Source organism: Rhodoblastus sp. (assembly GCF_019449565.1).
In the GTDB taxonomy this organism is placed as follows: domain Bacteria; phylum Pseudomonadota; class Alphaproteobacteria; order Rhizobiales; family Beijerinckiaceae; genus Rhodoblastus.
The window spans coordinates 12069-30400 of record NZ_JAGRPM010000066.1 but is presented as its reverse complement, the minus strand read 5'-3'; the positions used below and the strand labels follow the sequence as shown (position 1 = coordinate 30400).

Annotated in this window: 17 protein-coding genes; 8 read left to right on the top strand and 9 right to left on the bottom strand. The window is 62.2% G+C overall.

All coding sequences use genetic code 11. The features are described from left to right. Positions 1 to 234: DUF302 domain-containing protein (locus QZ409_RS15560; protein ID WP_296713125.1), on the bottom strand; the 234-nt coding region annotated here is incomplete at its 3' end. Positions 235 to 316: 82 nt separating this feature from the next. Continuing rightward, complete coding sequence (locus QZ409_RS15555; protein ID WP_296713123.1) at positions 317 to 889, bottom strand: cytochrome c; 573 nt, start codon at positions 887 to 889, stop codon at positions 317 to 319. A gap of 82 nt (positions 890 to 971) precedes the next feature. On the opposite strand from QZ409_RS15555, the gene QZ409_RS15550 reads away from it, so the two are divergent. The 7 genes from QZ409_RS15550 (at position 972) to QZ409_RS15520 (ending at position 10230) form a co-directional block, all read left to right on the top strand. Then, the gene (locus QZ409_RS15550) at positions 972 to 1373 is read left to right on the top strand and encodes a helix-turn-helix domain-containing protein (RefSeq protein WP_296713120.1); all 402 of its coding nucleotides are present in this window, start codon (positions 972 to 974) and stop codon (positions 1371 to 1373) included. A 170-nt stretch (positions 1374 to 1543) separates the two neighbouring features. Beyond that, entirely contained in the window at positions 1544 to 2041 is a 498-nt protein-coding gene (locus QZ409_RS15545) for a hypothetical protein (RefSeq protein WP_296713118.1), read from the top strand. A 112-nt stretch (positions 2042 to 2153) separates the two neighbouring features. Beyond that, positions 2154 to 2414 carry a hypothetical protein gene (locus tag QZ409_RS15540; RefSeq protein ID WP_296713115.1) on the top strand — a complete coding sequence of 87 codons (261 nt, stop codon included), beginning with the start codon at positions 2154 to 2156 and terminating at the stop codon, positions 2412 to 2414. Between the two features lie 412 nt (positions 2415 to 2826). After that, a complete protein-coding gene (locus QZ409_RS15535) occupies positions 2827 to 4005 on the top strand; it encodes an efflux RND transporter periplasmic adaptor subunit (RefSeq protein WP_296713112.1) in 1179 nt (392 codons plus the stop codon). 7 nt (positions 4006 to 4012) lie between these two features. Continuing rightward, a complete protein-coding gene (locus tag QZ409_RS15530; protein WP_296713110.1) occupies positions 4013 to 7270 on the top strand; it encodes a CusA/CzcA family heavy metal efflux RND transporter in 3258 nt (1085 codons plus the stop codon). Continuing rightward, positions 7267 to 7932 carry a hypothetical protein gene (locus QZ409_RS15525; RefSeq protein WP_296713108.1) on the top strand — a complete coding sequence of 222 codons (666 nt, stop codon included), beginning with the start codon at positions 7267 to 7269 and terminating at the stop codon, positions 7930 to 7932. Before QZ409_RS15530 ends, QZ409_RS15525 begins: the two co-directional genes overlap by 4 nt. Before the next feature lie 306 nt (positions 7933 to 8238). Further along, the gene (locus QZ409_RS15520) at positions 8239 to 10230 is read left to right on the top strand and encodes a carbohydrate porin (RefSeq protein ID WP_296713107.1); all 1992 of its coding nucleotides are present in this window, start codon (positions 8239 to 8241) and stop codon (positions 10228 to 10230) included. Positions 10231 to 10263: 33 nt separating this feature from the next. Here QZ409_RS15520 and QZ409_RS15515 read toward each other — a convergent pair whose 3' ends face one another. Both QZ409_RS15515 and QZ409_RS15510 read right to left on the bottom strand, forming a co-directional pair. Next, positions 10264 to 10941, bottom strand: a complete 678-nt coding sequence (locus tag QZ409_RS15515) for a transporter (RefSeq protein ID WP_296713105.1) — start codon at positions 10939 to 10941, stop codon at positions 10264 to 10266. 43 nt (positions 10942 to 10984) lie between these two features. After that, the gene (locus tag QZ409_RS15510; protein WP_296713103.1) at positions 10985 to 12199 is read right to left on the bottom strand and encodes a carbohydrate porin; all 1215 of its coding nucleotides are present in this window, start codon (positions 12197 to 12199) and stop codon (positions 10985 to 10987) included. A 456-nt stretch (positions 12200 to 12655) separates the two neighbouring features. On the opposite strand from QZ409_RS15510, the gene QZ409_RS15505 reads away from it, so the two are divergent. Then, positions 12656 to 12847: a hypothetical protein gene (locus tag QZ409_RS15505; protein WP_296713101.1), complete on the top strand. Its 192-nt coding sequence runs from the start codon at positions 12656 to 12658 to the stop codon at positions 12845 to 12847. Positions 12848 to 13076: 229 nt separating this feature from the next. On the opposite strand, the gene QZ409_RS15500 is transcribed toward QZ409_RS15505, so the two are convergent. The 5 genes from QZ409_RS15500 to QZ409_RS15480 are packed head-to-tail and all read right to left on the bottom strand — an operon-like array spanning position 13077 to position 18266. Next, positions 13077 to 13889, bottom strand: coding sequence for an energy transducer TonB (locus QZ409_RS15500; protein ID WP_296713099.1), 813 nt, complete (start codon positions 13887 to 13889; stop codon positions 13077 to 13079). After that, a complete protein-coding gene (exbD, locus tag QZ409_RS15495) occupies positions 13886 to 14353 on the bottom strand; it encodes a TonB system transport protein ExbD (protein WP_296713097.1) in 468 nt (155 codons plus the stop codon). Before exbD ends, QZ409_RS15500 begins: the two co-directional genes overlap by 4 nt. Positions 14354 to 14356: 3 nt before the next feature. Further along, entirely contained in the window at positions 14357 to 15046 is a 690-nt protein-coding gene (gene exbB, locus QZ409_RS15490) for a tonB-system energizer ExbB (protein WP_342394849.1), read from the bottom strand. A 33-nt stretch (positions 15047 to 15079) separates the two neighbouring features. Further along, complete coding sequence (locus QZ409_RS15485; RefSeq protein WP_296713094.1) at positions 15080 to 15763, bottom strand: Fe2+-dependent dioxygenase; 684 nt, start codon at positions 15761 to 15763, stop codon at positions 15080 to 15082. A gap of 13 nt (positions 15764 to 15776) precedes the next feature. Further along, positions 15777 to 18266 carry a TonB-dependent receptor gene (locus tag QZ409_RS15480; RefSeq protein WP_296713093.1) on the bottom strand — a complete coding sequence of 830 codons (2490 nt, stop codon included), beginning with the start codon at positions 18264 to 18266 and terminating at the stop codon, positions 15777 to 15779. Positions 18267 to 18332 lie beyond the last annotated feature (66 nt).

Below are 18332 nucleotides of genomic sequence, written 5' to 3'. Positions count from 1 at the left end.
GGGCAGCATCGTGCCGACTTTGTTCTCCAACTGGAGCGCTTCGTGCGCCAGGGTCGGGTTGCAAGCGCCAAGGATGACATATTTGGGAAAATCGACCCCGATCTTCGCCTTCAATGTCTCCTGCACGTTGATTTCGGTCAGGACGCCGAAGCCTTCCGTTTTCAGGGCTTCCTTGGTGCGCGCGATCGCCACGTCGAACGCGACGGGCAGGACGCGGTTGATGTAATAGGTCATAGGCAATTTCTCCGAAGTTCAAACGCCGGTTCACCGCGCGACTTCGCCGGACAATGCCATAACAACGGACTTGCCAGCGCCACTATTTAACGCTCTGCGGCAACTGCGCCTGAACATAGGCGATGACCGCCCAGATTTCGTCTTTTGCCAAACTGTCCTTGAACGCCGGCATGGCGGTCCCGAACTGGGCTCCGCCTTCTGCGACGGTCCAGTACATGAATGAGTCCCACTGTCCCATCGGCATTTCGGAGAGCCATGCAAGATTGCCAGGCCGCGGCGAGAGTTCGCGCCCGGCCGGTCCGTCGCCAAAGCCCGTTGCGCCGTGGCAGGATGCGCAATTTTCCGTATAAATGCGGGCGCCGCGTTCGACAGTTTCGCGAGTTCTGGAGAGCGGATTGCTCATCGCATCGTAGGGCGCGGGGATTCCCGACATCATGGCGGCGTGGTGGCGCGGCATGCTGCCCCGCATTCCCGGCCCCATCATCCCTCCCGGCCCCATCATTCCCCCTGGCCCCATCGGCCAAGGCTGCGTGCCGCAGCAATGGCTCCATGGATTGCCGGGTTGGCCTTGAGGCTGTTGCGCCATGAGGGACGCCCCGCCGCCGATTAGCATCGTAATCGTAGCCGTAGCCGCCAGAACCTTAAGTCTGCGCATCGCTGGTCTCCCAATATTTTTCGGCAATTTTGGGCGACTTTTGTTATAAACTCTGTAGTTGCTACAGGGTCAAGGATCCGCCATGAACATCGGGGAGTTGGCTCGAGCGGCGGCTACGAAAGTGGAAACGATCCGCTATTACGAGCGCATTGGCCTTTTGCCCGCACCGCCCCGGACGGCGGGAAATTACCGTGAATACTGCGCCACTCACTTGATGCGCCTCATTTTCACCCGCCGCGGTCGTGACCTGGGCTTTTCCATTGAGCAAATTCGGGCGTTGCTCGATCTTGCCAACCAGAAAAACCGGTCGTGCAAAGCGGTAGCTGTGATTGCCCGCGAACATTTGGCGGAGGTGAAGCGGAAGCTGGCCGACCTGACAGCGATGCAGCAGGAGCTGGAGACAATCATTGGACAATGCCGCAACGACACAGTCGCTGACTGCCGCATTCTTGAGGCGCTCGCGCAGAAGGAAGGTCAGGCGTAAACCGAGATCGTCGAGCAGCGCAGCGTTTTGACTCGCTCCCTAACCACTGGAACGACTAGCTCCGACCGGCTCGTGGCGATGACAAACGCTCTGCGACTGCCGCGCTTTGGTAGAGCGGCGACATGAGCGCAGCTCTTGCTTCGAGCGAAGGGCGGGAGGATTGAGCGTCGATGATCGAGGCTCGCCTATATTCCGGCGCATTCTTTCGTGATAAATGTAAGTTCATATTTAGGTGTAAAAATAGCTCAATGATTCGCGGCTCCTTATTCCCATTTGCCCGTGTTGCGCTCGCGATCCTTCTGGTCGCGCTTGCGGCGTTTGGGCACGTCTATGGCAAGTCGCGCCACGATCATGGGCAAGCAGAACTGCGCCTCGCCTGGACAGACACGGTGAAGCCCAGCGCAGAAATCGCTGCGGCTTCCGTCTCCAACCCGATAAAGCTCTCCACGCCCTCGGCGTCGCTGCCGGATAGCGTCGCGAGCAACGAGACAGGCTGCGGCTGCTGTTTTTCCGGCTGCGGCTGCTGCTCGATTGCCCTTTGGCGTCACGGTGACGGTTTCACGCCTCCACCGACGATTTTTTCCGAACCTCTGTTCACACCACAGCAGGGTTTGCTTTCGGGTCTGCGCCCGGATTCGCTGTTCAGGCCGCCTCGGCTCACGGCCTGAACCTGCGCGCTGCGTAACGCGCCGCATCTCCTCTTCCTTCAATCCTCAAGCGCCCTTGGCGCGAACGTCGCTGCGAGCACACGCGCATCGCGCGGCGTTGGAGTAAATGATCATGAGTCGCTCTTTCCTTGCCCTATTCGCCGTTCTGACCTTCGTCCTCGCTTCTGAGGCGAGAGCCGCACGTTTTTCGCTACCCGACGATTGCGGCCATCCCACCCGCTCAGACCACGTCCAAGGCTGCGAGAACACCAGATGGGCCTGTTCGCAGCAATTCGGCCCCTCGTCCAAGGGACCACCGCATGGGCTCACCCATTGCCGCATCAGTTATGACCAATGCATGAGCCTCGGCGCCAACGGGCCAGTCTCGCGCTGAAGTTGTCAACGGGCTCGGCTGCGGTCGCAGCTGGGTTTGCATCTTCTCTGGAAAATAATCTCAAGCGCCTCAGGCGCGAGCGCCGCCGCGCAATCTTGCGCATGGAGAGGCGTATCGGGAGTTAATCATGTGCCGCACTATCCTAGCCTTGTCAGTCGTTCTGGCCTTCGTCGTCGCCTCCGAAGCGGGCGCCGCGCAGCGAATTTCGCTGTTCAACGACTGTGACCACCCGAGCCGTGCGGCTCATGTTCAGAGCTGCGAAAATAGAAAAAGGATCTGTTTGCAGGATGCCGCCCCCCCGACCCGGCGGCCGGATGAAATTACCCATTGCCGCATAAACTATGACCAATGCATGAACCGCGGCGCAGCCGCGTTCCCGGTTCGCGGCCGACTGAATGATCGGAGACGATGAATGCTCAGCTTTTTACTGCGGCCTGCCTTGATGGCGCTGGCTATATCCCTGTCGCCTGCCATTTCCCTCGCCAAACCAGGAGAAGCACCGGAAACTCATGAGGAACGCCCTGCTCATGGCGAAATTTCTCTGGCCTCCGCGCAGATCGACAAGGCCGGCGTCGTCTTGACGCTGGTCGAACCCGGCGTCATTGCGGAGCAACTAACGGCGCCCGGCGTCATCATCGTTGATCAGGATCACGTCGCCCGCGTGCCGGCAAAGGTCATCGGCACCGTGGCCGAATTGCGCAAGCGGCTCGGCGAGAAAGTCGCCAGCGGCGAAATCGTCGCCATGCTCGACAGCCGCGAAGTCGCGGACGCCAAGAGCGAATGGCAGGCGTCGCTGGTTAATTACGACTTGCAGAAGACCCTGTTCGAGCGCGCCGAAAAACTCTGGGCCAAGCGCATCAGCGCCGAACAGGTCTATCTCCAGGCAAAGACGACGGCGGTCACAGCGCAATTGCGCGTAAATCTCGCCCGCCAAAAACTGCGCGCGCTCGGCGTCAGCGACAGCGAAATCGAAGCCCTTCGGTCCAACGATAACTCGGCCAACCTCGGCCTTTACCCGGTACGTGCGCCGATCGCCGGACGGGTGATCGAACGCAAGGTCGATGTCGGCGCCGCTGTCGGCGGCAACAACGACCCATCCGAACTCTACGCCATCGCCGACCTCAGCCGCGTCTGGATTGATCTGTCCATCCCCGCTAGCGAATTGAACGCGATCCGCGAAGGCCAGACGCTGACCCTGCGCGCGCCCAATGATGAAACTTTCTCCGGTCAGATCATCTTCATCGGGCCGGTGCTGAACCCCGAGACTCGCACGGCGCGGGTGCTGGCCGCCGTCGCCAATCCCGAGCTTGTGCTGCGGCCGGGCGGCTTCGTCACCGCGACCATCACCGTGCAGGAGACGCGTGTGGCGCTGCGGGCGCCAAAGACTGCGCTCCAGACCATCGAGGGCAAGACCAGCCTGTTCGTGCGCAATGACAAAGGGTTCGTCGCGCGCAACGTCGCGCTGGGCCGCTCGGACGCACAATTTGTCGAAATCACTGAGGGGCTGACGTCGGGCGAGACCATCGCCGCGGCCAATTCCTTTATTCTCAAGGCGGAACTCGGCAAAGCCGAAGCCGCCCACGACGATTGAGGCGACCATGATCTCGCGCATCCTTGAATTCTCCGTGCATCAACGCTGGGTCGTTGTCTTCCTCAGCCTGATGGCGGCGGCTTTCGGCGTGTTCGCCTTGCAGAAGCTGCCGATCGACGCCGTCCCTGACGTCACCAACAACCAGGTGCAAATTAACACGGTTGCGCCCTGGCTCTCGCCTCAGGACGTCGAGAAACAGGTCACGTTCCAGGTGGAGACCGCCTTGGCGGGCGTGACCGGTCTCGAATACACCCGCTCGCTGTCGCGCAACGGTTTCTCGCAGGTGACGGCGGTCTTTTCCGAGAAGACAGACATCTATTTCGCGCGCCAGCAGGTCAACGAAAGGCTGCGCGAGGCCAAGGCGGCGCTGCCCAGCGGCGTCGAACCGCGCATGGGGCCGATCTCGACCGGCCTTGGCGAAATCTACATGTGGACGCTGTCCTACAAGCCGAGGCCGGAGACGATCGAAGCCGATCCGCCGACCGGCTGGCAAAAGGACGGCTCCTATCTGACGCCGGAAGGCCAGCGCCTGCGCACGGACATCGAACAGGCCGCCTATCTCCGCACGGTGCAGAACTGGATCGTGCGCCCGCAGGTCAAGATGGTCCCTGGCATAGCAGGCGTGGATTCGATTGGCGGCTTTGAAAAGCTTTATCAGGTGCAGCCTGAGCCCAACCGGCTCATCGCCGCCGGCGTTTCCTTCGCCGATCTCGCCGCCGCGCTCGAGGCCAATAATGCCAATCGCGGCGCGGGCTATATAGAGCGAAACGGCGAAGCCTATGTCGTGCGCGCGATCGGGCGGCTCGAAACGCTCGCGGATATCGAGAACGTGGTGATCGCATCGCGCGGCGGTGTTCCCATCCGGGTCAAGAACGTCGCCCAGGTGTCGGTCGGGGCCGATCTGCGCACAGGCAGCGCCAGCGCCAACGGCCGCGAAGTGGTCGTCGGCACCGCACTGATGCTGATCGGCGGCAACAGCCGCACCGCCGCCGCGGCCGTCGACGCCAAGATCGGCGAGATCGCGCGCAACATGCCGCCGGACGTCATGCTAACGCCGGTGCTCAACCGCATGCAACTCGTCGATGCCACCGTGCAGACCGTGGCCAAAAATCTCGCCGAGGGCGCGCTGCTAGTCATCGCCGTGCTGTTCCTGTTGCTCGGCAATTTGCGCGCGGCGCTGATCAGCGCGCTGGTCATTCCCTTCGCCATGCTCATGACCTTCACCGGCATGGTCGAGACCAAGGTCAGCGCCAATCTGATGAGCCTCGGCGCGCTCGATTTTGGCCTGATCGTCGATGGCGCGGTGATCGTCACGGAGAACGCCTTGCGCCGTCTCGCCGAACGCCGTCACGCGCTGGGGCGCGCCCTGCGTCAGCCCGAGCGCATGGGTGTGGTGATCGGCGCATCGCAGGAAATGATCCGCCCGTCCTTGTATGGCCAGGCGATCATCATCCTGGTCTACGTGCCGCTGCTCACCTTTACGGGTGTTGAAGGCAAGATGTTCCAACCAATGGCGCTCACGGTGATCATAGCGCTGGTGGCGGCCTTCGTGCTTTCGCTGACGCTGGTTCCAGCGTTGATCGCCATCGCCGTTCCCGCGCCTGAAACCGAGGAGGACAATCGCATCGTCCGCGCGCTGCGGCGGATTTACCGGCCCTCGCTCGCCTTCGCCATGAGAGCGCCGCTCAGGATGACGACCGGCGCGGCGGTTTTGTTTTTGCTGGCGCTGCTGCTGTTCGGCCACCTCGGCCAGGAATTCATCCCGACGCTGGACGAGAAGAACATTGCGATGAACGCCTTGCGCATTCCCAGCGCCTCGCTCAGCCAATCGCAGGCCATGCAGTCGCAGGTCGAAAAGGCCATCGCCGCCTTTCCCGAGGTCAAGTTGGTCTTTTCCAAGACCGGCACGGCGGAGGTCGCCTCCGACCCCATGCCCGTCAACAGCTCCGATACGTTCATCATCCTCAAGCCCCAGGCAGAATGGCCCGATCCGCAGGAGAGCAAGGAGGCGCTGCAAGGACGGATGGCCGAGGCCGCGGGGGCGCTGCCCGGCAACGTCTACGAATTCTCGCAGCCGATCCAGATGCGTTTCAACGAACTCCTGGCCGGCGTGCGCGGCGATGTCGCGATAAAAGTGTTCGGCGACGAATTCGAGCCGATGCTCCGCGTCGCCAACCAGATCGCGGGCGTCGTGCGCGCGACCAACGGCGCGCAGGACGTGAAGGTCGAGCAGATCAACGGTCTGCCCTTCCTTGAGATTTCGGTCGACAAGGAAGCGGCGGCGCGGTTCGGCCTGAACGTCGCGGCGGTGCAGGACGTCATCGGCGCCGCTGTCGGCGGTCGCGAAGCCGGTTATGTCTTCGAGGGCGACCGCCGTTTCGCCCTGACGATCCGGCTCGGAGAAAACCTGCGCTCGGACATCGACGCGCTCAAGAATCTTCCCGTGCCGCTGCCCGGCGCGGGACCGAACAGCCCGGTCGTACTGATGAAGCAGATCGCTCGTTTCGAGGAGCGCGACGGGCCAAACCAGATCTCGCGCGAGAACGGCAAGCGGCGCGTGGTCGTCACCGCCAATGTGCGCGGGCGAGACGTGGCGTCGGTCGTAAGCGAAATCCAGCAGCGCACGCGGGCCGAGGTCCCCGTTCCGCCGGGCTACTGGCTGCAATGGGGCGGGCAATACGAAAACCTGCTCGCGGCAAAGTCCCGCCTGATGGTGGTCACGCCCGCCTGTTTCGCGATGATCCTGTTCCTGCTGTTCGCCGCCCTGGGACGAGTGCGCGACGCGCTGCTGGTGTTCAGCGCCGTTCCCCTCGCGATGACCGGCGGCATCGCGGCGCTGTGGAGCGCGGGCCTGCCCTTTTCGGTCTCGGCCGCGGTCGGCTTCATCGCCTTGTCCGGCATCGCCGTCCTCAACGGCCTCGTGCTGCTCACCTATGTGAAGCAGTTGCAGGCGGAGGGCATGTCACTTCCGGAAGCGCTCCGCCAGGGCGCGCTCACGCGGTTGCGTCCAGTGGTGATGACCGCTCTGGTCGCGGCGCTGGGGTTCGTGCCCATGGCGCTGGCGACGGGGACCGGCGCCGAAGTGCAAAAACCGCTCGCCATAGTGGTGATCGGTGGCCTGATCAGCGCGACCTTGCTGACCCTTCTCGTGCTGCCGGCGCTGTATCTGCTGTTCGGCGGCAAGGAGCGCGAAGACGTTCGCGGTGAGGAACGGGCCAAGAAAAAGGCCGCGCTTGAACTTGTAACCGAGAGGAGTTCGGCATGAAATCGCCTCTCGCAAACGCGCGCTTCGCAGCATGGGCGCTGGCTTGCCTCGTTGCTGCCACGGTTCATACGCAAGCCCGTGCCGAATGCGCCGAAGCGCGAATTGAACCGCTTGCCATCGACTATCAGATCGATGACGAACGCGTGCTGTTCGACACCACGCTGCCGGAACTCGACTCGCTTGCGCGCGCAGCCAAACGCGAGGCCCACCGCCCCCTGATGGCCGTATATACGTCAAAGGTTCTTTACCAGGCCGACATAAGCGTCGATGTAAATGAGGTATCGCCCGGACTTTACTGCGGCTTGGCGGCAAAGATGCGCATTCGCGTTCAGATTATCGACCGAAACATACACGTGGCGCGCGAGGTCCGTGATCAGGACTGCTTGGTCAGTGCCGCAACGCGGCATGCGCGCCTCCATGCTGAAAATGAACGCGGCGCCTACGCAATGGTCGAAACAATCTTGAGGAAACGTATACTTCCTGGCCAACCATTCTCGGCTTCAAGCGTAATCGAGGCCAAGAAATGGCTCACGTCGCTCATAGGCGCCCAAATCGACGCTGATATGGATCGCGTTGAAAAGCTGAAGGCCTCCGCGAACCAGGAAACTGATTCTGCCCAGGATTTGGCTCGACTGCGCGGCGCGTGTCGCAACTCGATCTGAGCGCCCCAACTCCACGGGATCGCACGGAACCGCGTGAGTCCCGCCAACTTCCTGTGAGTGTCGCAAATGCGCTGCTCACAGGCAAATTGCTCAGTTGGAATCTTTCTAGAATGCGCATTTTGGTTTGTGCGCGGTCGCTGGATGCGTAAGTGTGGCTCAAGTATGCAAGCCATAATCAGCGTAGGGCGGAGACGGCCTGACGTCTTGACAGGAGCGATGCAACAGAACTCGGACGGAAGAATCATGGGACTCAAGAGGCGCGCGTCGGTCTGTCTGGCGACGCTTGCGGCGGGCTGCGCCGGCGCTGTGGCGATCGCCGCTGATCTCCCGAGCCTGAAGAACGCTCCTTTGCCGCCAGTCACGGCGGTTGAGCCCTGGAGCGGATTTTATGTTGGCGGACACCTCGGTTACGCCTGGGGTCACTCTCGTTTCTCGACCGCTGGCACGACTGGCTCCATCGACCTGGCGCAACCCATCGGCGCCTTCGACGAGTCCGGAAGCTACGTTGCCGGGGTCCGGGCGGGATACAACTACCTTCTGTCCAATCGCGTCTTGCTGGGGGCGGAGGTGGACGGGTCGTTTCCCAGTTTCGTCAACCTCGCCGGCGTCAGCGTCAGTGGCGCTTCGACATTCGACCTCGCGCCGTTCGGCTCCCGGACTTATCAAGAGTCGGTTCTCTACAATGGGACGCTGCGCGGCCGAATCGGCTACGCGCCGGGGGATTGGCTATTTTATGCAACCGGCGGTCTGGCCTGGACGCGCGACCAGCTGATGTTGACCCAAAACAGCACTGGCGCCGCGGACTCTCCGCTCCTGACGCGGATCGGCTGGGCGGTCGGCGCGGGTTTTGAAACGCCCATTGCGCCGAATTGGACGGCGGAGCTTGAATATCTGTACACCGGGTACAGTGGGAGGTCCGTGAATTTTGCAGGCGGTGCGCAGACGTTCCGATCGGATCTTGCCCTGCATCAAATCCGCGCGGGCGTGAACTATCACTTCGGCGGTCTGGACGGCTCGGAAAGCGCCGGTGCTGGCGACGACCGTTTCAACTTCCACGCCCAGTCCACCTTGGTCGAACAGGCATACCCGGCGATGCGCTCGCCATATCAGGGCCACCACAGCCTGCCGGGCAGCGGCATGGGCCGAGAAACCTTCGACGTGACGCTTTATGCCGGCATGCGGTTGTGGAACGGCGCGGAACTGTGGATCAATCCCGAGATCGACCAGGGTTTCGGCGTCGGCGACGCGCGCGGCGTGGCCGGGCTGCCGAGTGGCGAGGCCTATAAAGCCGGCAGCGCGTGGCCCTATGCGCGGGTGCAGCGCAATTTCGTGCGTCAGACCGTTGACCTCGGAGGCGAGTCCCAAAAGGTCGACGCGGACCTGAATCAATTTGCGGGGACGCAAACCGCAAACCGTCTGGTGCTGACCGTCGGACGGTTTGGCATTGTCGATCTGTTCGACACCAACAAATATGCGAACAGTCCCAAGAACGATTTCCTCAACTGGGCGAACATCAACGCGGGAACGTTCGACTATGCCGGCGACCCCTGGGGCTTCACCTACGGCGCGGCGGCGGAATGGTATCAGGGCCGCTGGACTTTACGCGGGGGCGTGTTCGATCTGTCCGCCGTTCCGGCCGGCGGAGCGAACAATGAAGGCGCCTATGGTCTCGATCCCAACTTCAATCAATTCCAGATGGTTGGTGAAATCGAAGAGCGGCATGAATTCGCGGGACAGCCGGGCAAGTTCAAGGTCACGGGGTTTTTGAGCCGTGGCCGCGCGGGGTGGTTCAGGACCGCGGTGGACGCGGCAAACGCCGGCGCTGACGCCAGCCTGGCCTTGGCGCTGGACCGGAACTTTCGGAGCCGTCCCGGCGTGAGCGTCAATCTGGAGCAGCAGCTTTCGGAAACGCTTGGCGTGTTCGCCCGCGCCGGCTGGGCCGACGGCCGCGTCGAGCCATGGGACTTCACCGACATTGATAGCACAGTGCAGGCTGGCGTGTCGCTGTCCGGAAAGGATTGGGGCCGACCTGCCGATACCGTGGGCCTAGCGGGGATCATCAACGGCATCGACAACGTTCACACGGCCTATTTCGCGGCCGGCGGCGCTGGGATCGTGATTGGCGACGGGAAATTGCCGCGCTACGCCACCGAGAGAATCGTGGAAGCCTATTACAACTACGCGCTAACCGCCTCGACCAAGCTGGGCTTCGATTATCAGCTCATCGCCAACCCCGCCTATAATCCGGACAGGGGGCCGGCGCATCTGTTCGCCGGCAGGCTGCACTGGCAATATTGAAGGGTGGCTGTCTCCTCCCGGAAGATGGGAAGATCAGAGCAATTCTTCGAGATAGATGAGTCCGAGAAATCCGGTGAAGAACGCGATCGGCATCGCCGGACTGTCTTCGACTTCATGAGCTTCGGTCAACAACTCCTCGGTGACCAGATAAAGCAGGGCGACGAGACCAAAGGCATAGAAACCGCCCAAAACCGGCTTCGGCAGATCGGCGGCGGCCAATCCCGCGGCCGCGCCCAGTGGGAGTGCGAGCGCGATCAGGGTCGTCAGCCCGATGATCTTGCGCGGCGATTGCTGGCGCAATCCGGAAGCCACAGCCAGACCGAGGAATCCCAGCTCAAGCGTCAAGGCGATAGCGAGGAGCAAACCCTGACGGGCGTTCTGCAAGAAGCTGAGACCAAGAACCAAACCGTCTATGAATACGTCCAAGCCTGAGACGACGGTCAAAGCGAGTATGCCAGAGCCCCTGCGCTCAGCAAATTGCAGGCCAAGCATGACAACGACGCCGAGACAGGAACCGATGGCAGTTGCAACAGGCGCGTTGGCGTGAATGACGTCGGGCAGGATTTCGACCGCAGCGGCTGAGAAAACGACCCCGGCGGCAAGATGTTGCACGATGCTGCGGGTTTGATCGGACGGTTGCCGAATGGCGGCAATGGCTCCGCCTACGATGGCGGCGGCGACCGGCGCTACTGTATAGGCGAGCGGATTCATTTTTCTCTGCAGGGCTGTAAGAATTTCTACTGTGAGCGGAAGGTCAGGATAGGTGCGTCGGCGAGCCGGCGCAAGCCGCTTGGATCGGCGCCGCCGCCCGGATGTACGACATATTGGACATTGGGCTGGAGGGTGCAGCCGGCGACGATCTGGACGGCATAATTGGCATCGAGCACGGTCTCGAAATCGCGGCGAACCAAGCCCGTCCCGGCGGCAATCGCGTCGTCGTCGAAGCCGCGCGCCGCATCCGAGATGCGCGCGTAGGAAACAGCGAACCCGAGCGCGTCAGTCGCCTTGTCCGCGAATACGCCCTTGCGCACCAGCCAGCGTCGATCTGCTCGCTGACGAGATTGACCCGCCCCAGTGCGACCAACGCTCGGAGAAAAAAAAGGTTATTGACGCCCGGAACAGGCGCATCGACAACGCCATAAAACCCATAATCGCCGCAATGGACCTTCGGGGCGCCACCGTCCACGGCGAGACGCCCACCGGTCGCGTTGTAACGGAAATCGTTGAAGCGGCCGGTGTGGCCCCAGCCGCCCAATTTTAGCGAGGCGCCAGGAAGAAACGGCGCATTGATCTTCAGATCGGTGACGAGAAACGCCCCGTCGCGCAAGCGAAAATCGAGACCATGCGGGTTGCGGCGCTGCGCCTGCCCTGGACCCGGCTGTGTCGGGTCGCCGTTGAAGGCCGCCGCCTGCCATTCGAAGGTCTGGCCAGGATCAACATATTTCAGACGTACGGCGGGAGTGGAGAGCGTCGAGGCGGCGCCCCCGTCAGGCAGGTCGGCCGACATTACCACCGGCCAGCTGAACGTATTGTCGCTGAACTGTCCGGCGACGACGCTGCCGAAGAACTCGCTGTCGATGCCCATCTGCCCAAACCGCAGGGACCAGGGTCCGAAAACATGTTCCCACCAGGCTTCGAACAGGCGCACGGTGGGCGAGGCCTCAATGCCTGAAATCGAGGCGAGAGAACCGACGTAATTACCAGTTATGCCTGCACCCTGGATGGTCAGGATGTCGATATGCGCGCGGTCGTCGGCGAGCAGGCCCTGCGCCGCATCCTTGCCAAACATCCGGCCGAAATAGATGTCGAAAATCGAGTCGAGGCGACCCGAATAATCCACGCCGGGACGAATGCCGCCCGCGAGGTTGGCCATGGAATCGGCAGTGTAGATGATCTGGAAATAGACGCCCTCCTCCGCCAGCCCGGCCCGCGAACGGTTCAGCGCCGAGAAATCTTGCAGCGCCCCCATCGCCAGCGACGTATCGGAGGGGACGCCGGTTCGCCAGTCATAGGGGGCGTCCGCGCGAGCAGAATGCGTCGACCCGACAAGGATCGCGGTCGTTAAGACGAAATTTCAAAGCGCTTCGGATCCTGCGGCGCCCCCGCTACCTTTTCTCTGCAGCACACTCCCTTACTGGATACGATTCATGGAGACATTCGGCGGAGAACAATCGCGGGCGCGGATCGCTTTCGACTGGCGTGGCGGGCCACTGGCGCGCATGATCCGGCAGCGGTTGCTTGGCGCGCGACTGCGGCCCAGTCGTCAACGCATCAGCCTCGCCGGTCTGCTTTGTGTCGCGGGCGACCGTCACGTGACGGCGGAACAGCTTCACCGTGAGGCGCTGGCGCTGGATATGGGGCTATCGCTCGCCACCGTTACACGCTCAAGCAGTTTGTCGCCGCCGAACTGCTGCGCGAGATCGCGGTGCTCGGCTCTACGGTTTGGTACGACACCAACACCGGTTCGCATTGCCATTATTTCGATGAGCGCCGTCAGCGACTCACGGACATTCCCGAAGTCCTCACGCGCGATTTGAAAATCGCGGCGCCGCCCGGCTATCGCATCGGCGGGATCGATCTGATTGTGCGCCTCTGCGACGACGAAACCCTGAATTGACTCGATCGAGGTCGAACACCCAGCGCGACATCGCGCATCGCCTGCCGCAATAGGGCTGCGCTGCGCGCATCGTTCTCCGAAAGGCGTTGATCAGGATGCCGATCGTCGTGCCGTTGTGCGGCGCCGCAGTGGCGACCGGCGACAATGCGGGAGTCGTCAAAAACAGGAGTTGGTCCGCCAAATCAATGCTTGCGGGGGCTCCGCTTGACGGGTCGCTCTTCCGTCTCACTCAGCCTCGCGTCTTGTCGCGGAAAACCACGGGCAAGGTGAAGTTCAAACCTTCGTCGGCGATCAGTGGCGGCGGTTTCGGCACGGGGTTCGCCCGCCGCATCATTTCGAGTGCCGCCCCGTCAAAGGACGGTTCGCCCGAAGTTTTTTTGATGGTCGCCGAGAGGACATTGCCCAGGCGGTCAAGCGTGAAATTCAGCACGATCTCGACGTTGCGATGCGCCGCGTCGGCTGGATAACGCTTGTTGCGGTTGAGATGCGCCACCAATTGTTTCTGCCAGGTCGTCCGCACATTCTGGGCGCTGGCGCCCGAACCCTGCGCCGGCGCTTTGGCCTGCAGCGACTCGCGCGCGGCCTCCATCGCCGGCGGCGCCATGACCTCCGACGCGACGGACTCGTTGGACGCCTTGGCGGGCGTTTTGGCCATATCCGGTTTTTTTTCCTCCGGCTTGACCGCTTCCTCCCGCGCGACCTGACGATCGGGATCGTCGGTTTCCGTCGGCTCCGCCTTGGGAAGCGCGCTGTGCTCGACCTTTTGCAGCTGTTCGGTCACGGCGGCCGAGGCGGCGGAGGCGTCCGCCTCCGGTCCCGGCGCCAGATCCGTCTGCTCGCGATGCGGCGATTCGAGTTCGACGCCGACTTCGATCACCGGCGCGCCCAGATCATCGTCGAGCTCCGTCGACGTGAATCGCGCGCCCGCCAGCGCGACGCAGCCCAAATGAATGCCGATGGCGCCGAGCGCTCCAGCGACCCAGATGGACCGCGGCCGCTTTCCCGGCGCGCGATGCGCCATAAGATCCGATGATTGCATCATGGCGTCCGCTCCACTTTGGCTGCCGGCGCGCCGGCGCTCGGATTGCTTTCCAGCGCGACGAGCGCGACCTTGGCGTAGCCGCCGGCCCGCAGGATCTCGAGAACATCCATCATTTCGCCATAGGGCACGGCGCGGTCGGCGCGCAGCAGGATGCGGCGATCCTTGCCTTCCGGCATCGATGCGTCGAGATCGCGCACCAGATCGACGCGCTTGACGAGCGTTTCGCCGATGGCGATGGCGAGGTCGCTTTTAATGCTGACATAGGTCGGCTTTTCCGGCTTCTTCTGGGGCGCGGCCGAGGAGGTCGGCAGGTCGACCGGCAGGTCGACCGTCGAGAGGGGCGCCGCCACCATGAAGATGATCAGCAGCACGAGGATGACGTCGATAAAGGGCGTCACGTTGATCTCGTGCGATTCCGCGAAGTCGTCGTCATCGGCCTCTGCGCCGCCAAGTGAAACGCCCATCGATCAAGCCTCCGCCTGCGCCGCCGGACGGCCGGGAAAAACGTCGAGATCTCGCGACAACAGCCGACCGGCGGAGCCGGAGGCCTGGTTGACGAGTTCGAGATAGCTTTTGGTCTGACGCGAAAAATGATTGTAAATGATCACGGCGGGAATGGCCGCGACAAGTCCGGTCGCCGTCGCCAGCAAGGCTTCCGCGATGCCGGGCGCGACGACGGCAAGATTGGTGGTTTGGGATTTCGAGATCCCGATAAAGCTGTTCATGATGCCCCAGACGGTGCCGAACAGGCCGACGAAGGGCGAGATCGCGCCGATCGTCGCGAGGATTCCCATGCCGTGCCGCACGGAGCTGGCTTCCGCCCTGGCGATTTCGGAAAAGGACGAGGATGCGCGCTCCTTGACGCCCGCCTCGGGCGCGGTCTTGGACGATAACGCGCGTTCGGCGGCGGCGGCGCCGAGAAAGGCCGACAGGACCGTCGCCTGCGGCTGCAGCGCCGCTTGCGCGTCCCGCAAGGACCGCGCCGGCGCAATGGCGGCCAGCGCCTGCTGCAAGCGCTTGCGGTCGCGCCCGATCTCGATGGTCTTGACCAGAAAGATCGTCCATGTCGCCACCGAAGCGCCGGCAAGAACAATCATGACCGCTTTCACCAGAACATCGGCGTTCAGAAACATCGTCCAGGGCGAAAGATCATGCATGGTCCATTTTCCTTTTTTGCACGTGCGCAGGCCTCATAACTCGGCCCAGTGGCGAATGAGGTTGTGATAAATTCCTGTGAGCCTGACGATTTCGGCGTCGCCCTTGCCCAGATGCGCCACCAGATTTTGAATAGTCTGATCGAGATCGAAGATCAGACTGCGGGCCTGCACATCGTGGATCATGCTTTGCACCCAGAAGAACGAGGACACCCTGGCGCCGCGCGTCACCGGACGCACGAGGTGCAGGCTCGACGAGGGATAGAGCACCAGATGCCCCGCCGGGAGCTTCACCTCATGCGCGCCGAATTGATCTTCGATGACGAGCTCGCCGCCGTCATAGTCTTCGGGCTCCGAGAGAAAGAGCGTGACGGATAGATCGGTGCGAATGCGCAGACCGGTCAGCGGATCGCCGCGTATCGAATTATCCACGTGCAGACCGAAATCATGGCCGACGCCATAGCGGTTGAACAGCGGCGGGAAAATCCGCAGCGGAACGGCCGCTGAAACAAACAGCGGATTATTCGCCAGGGCGGAGACAATGCTCTCGCCCAGACGCCGCGCCGTCGCTCCATCGGGCGGCAATTGCTCGTTGTTCTTGACCATTGCCGATTGCGCGCCGGCGGTCGAACGCCCGTCTTGCCATTCGGCGGCGTCCATGATGGCGCGGAAATCCGCGACATCCCTTTTGTCCAGCATGTCGGGGATGCAGATCAGCATGGTCCGCTCCCGCTCAGAATTTCGCGGTGAGAACGAGCGAGACGGAACGGCCCGGCGCGATGAGAACGAAAGGTGCCGCGCTCCGGTACAAGGAGTCGTAATAGGTGGTGTTGAGAAGGTTGTTGGCCGTGATTTTGGCCGTCAGCACATCGTTGACCTTGGCTTCGACAAATCCGTCGAAACGCCAATGCGCGGGCAAGACGGTTCCCACATTGGCGGCCAGCGTGCCGCCGTAGATCTCTGACAAATAGGTCGCCTGGCCGCCGATCTCGAAGATCGGATTGAGCTGGTATTTGGTGAGAATATTGAAGGACTGATGCGCGATATTCGCCAAGGGAAGTCCGACGTTCGTTTTGTAGAGCGCCGGATTCGCGGGCGCGACATTGGACGCCGTCACTTCGGACTGCATCAGCACGAGTCCGCCCGACACGCTCCACTCATCGGTGATCTTGCCGGCGACGCCAAGATCCAGGCCGCGGATCTGGTAGGCCGCGCCGGCGATGACGGTATTCGCCACGCCATTGACCGTCGCCGTTTCACGGGCGTTGTCCTTGTTGGTTTGGAACAAGGCGGCCGTCGCCAGCAAATGCCGGTCGAACAATTCCCACTTCGTGCCCACTTCCGTCGCCGTATTGCGCTCCGGTCCAAAAACCTGAGTTGGATTGCCGGGAATGAAAGGGGCGAGGCCGCCATAAGCCGTGCCGGTGGCGTCGAGTTCGGATCCGACCGGATTTGATGACGTGGCGTAGGCGACGTAAAAGCTGGAGATCGGCAGGGGCTTCAGGACGAGGCCGCCGTTATAATTGAACAGCCCGGATTGGACGGATTGCGAGCCCTTGTTGTTCGATGCGGTGACATTATAGTCGTCGAACCGCACGCCGCCGTTGACGATGACCACATCCTGATAATTTGCGGTGTCGAGCAGGTAGATGCTCTTGGTGACGACAGGAACGACCGTCGGATTCCCCGTCAGTTGCGGGTTGAAATTGGGGAAAGGCAGGTCCGTGTATTGGGGGTTGAAGATATTGACGCCCTTGAGCGAGCCGCTGCCGCTGAATCCCCCGGTGGAGGCCTCGGACGCCAGACCGGTATAAGTATCGATGCTGACCTGCTCGCGTGAAATTTCGACGCCGCCGATGGCGGTGTGCCGGGTGGGGCCGGTGTCGAATTTCAGCTTGAACTCCGTCTGATCGGCGATCACGTCGGTGACTTGATAGCGGCTCTGAGGATTGGCGCTGAGAGTCCACAACAAAGGATTCCGCGCCGTGATCAAAGGCGATTCCGGGATGGTTCCGATATATTTGAGGACGGAGCGTTCGAGGCGGAATTTGTTGCTCACCGTCAAGGCGTCATTGACCCGCACTTCGCCATTGATGGTGCCGATGTCCTGCGTCGCTTTTTGAAAATCGCGGTTGACGAAACCGTAGAAGTTATTGCGCGATACGCCGACGTCCGGGAAGGGGGCGCCGGCGGCGGTGGTGCTGGGACGGTAATAAGGCACGCCGAAATCGGGGATGCCTTCCAGATTGGTGTGAATGTAATTCGCGGTAAGCGTGACGTTGCCAAGGGGCGTCCATTTTATCGCGGCAAAGCTTCCCCAGCGATCGTCGGTGACGTCGTCGCGGCCGGCGATATTGGCGCCTTGCAGCAAGCCGCCGGCGCGCAGCGACAAGGTCGGGCTGATCACCTGATTGATGTCGAAAGTCAGGCGCTTGGTGTTATCCGTGCCGAGCGTCGATTCGATGTTCCGGAAATTCTGATCCGTGGCCTGTTTGGTGACGATGTTGATGGCGCCACCGGTCGTTCCGCGCCCGGCGAAAGACGATCCTGGGCCCCTGAGGATCTCGACCTGTTCGGTGAAAAAATTCTCGCGGATGCTGACGCCCGGATCGCGCACGCCATCGACGAAAACATCGTTGCGCGCGTCGAAACCGCGAATGAAAAACCGATCGCCGAAAGCGTTGCCTCCCTCGCCGGAACCCAGAGTCACGCCGGCCGTGGTGCGCGCCAACTCCTTCAGGCTTGTCGCATTCTTGTCGTCGATAGCCTGTCGGGTCAGGACCGTCACCGACCTGGGAAGATCGGCGATCGGCTCGCTGAAGCGCGCCGAGGCCAGGCGGTTGGCCTTATAGGGCGCCGCCGGATCGGCATAGGGGTCGCCGTCCGCAAGTTGGGTGAAAATGGGCGCGGAGCCGCCGGCAGCCTGGCTGGGCGCAGATGGCGTGGCTTTTGGCGCCTGACGAGACACCCTGCGCACCGCCGCGCGCACGCGCAGCTGCGCCGGAGTGGGCTTCGCAGCGGGCGGTCTTTTCCGCACGATCGGCGCGTCCACGGTGACCGCGGGCAATGTCGAGGATTGCTCCTGGGCATCCGCTCCACCGATCGTCGCCGCGCCGATCAGGCAAGCGAGACTCACCTTGCCGCTGACGTCGCTGTCCCGCTTCCACCCTTTCGAAAAGCTTCGCAACGATATCGGCGCCCTGACAGCTCTCAGATCATTCATCCCACAACCCCTATTTTATCTGCTGTTAACAAGGGTTAAGGTTCAACGAGGCCTTCGACAACGAAA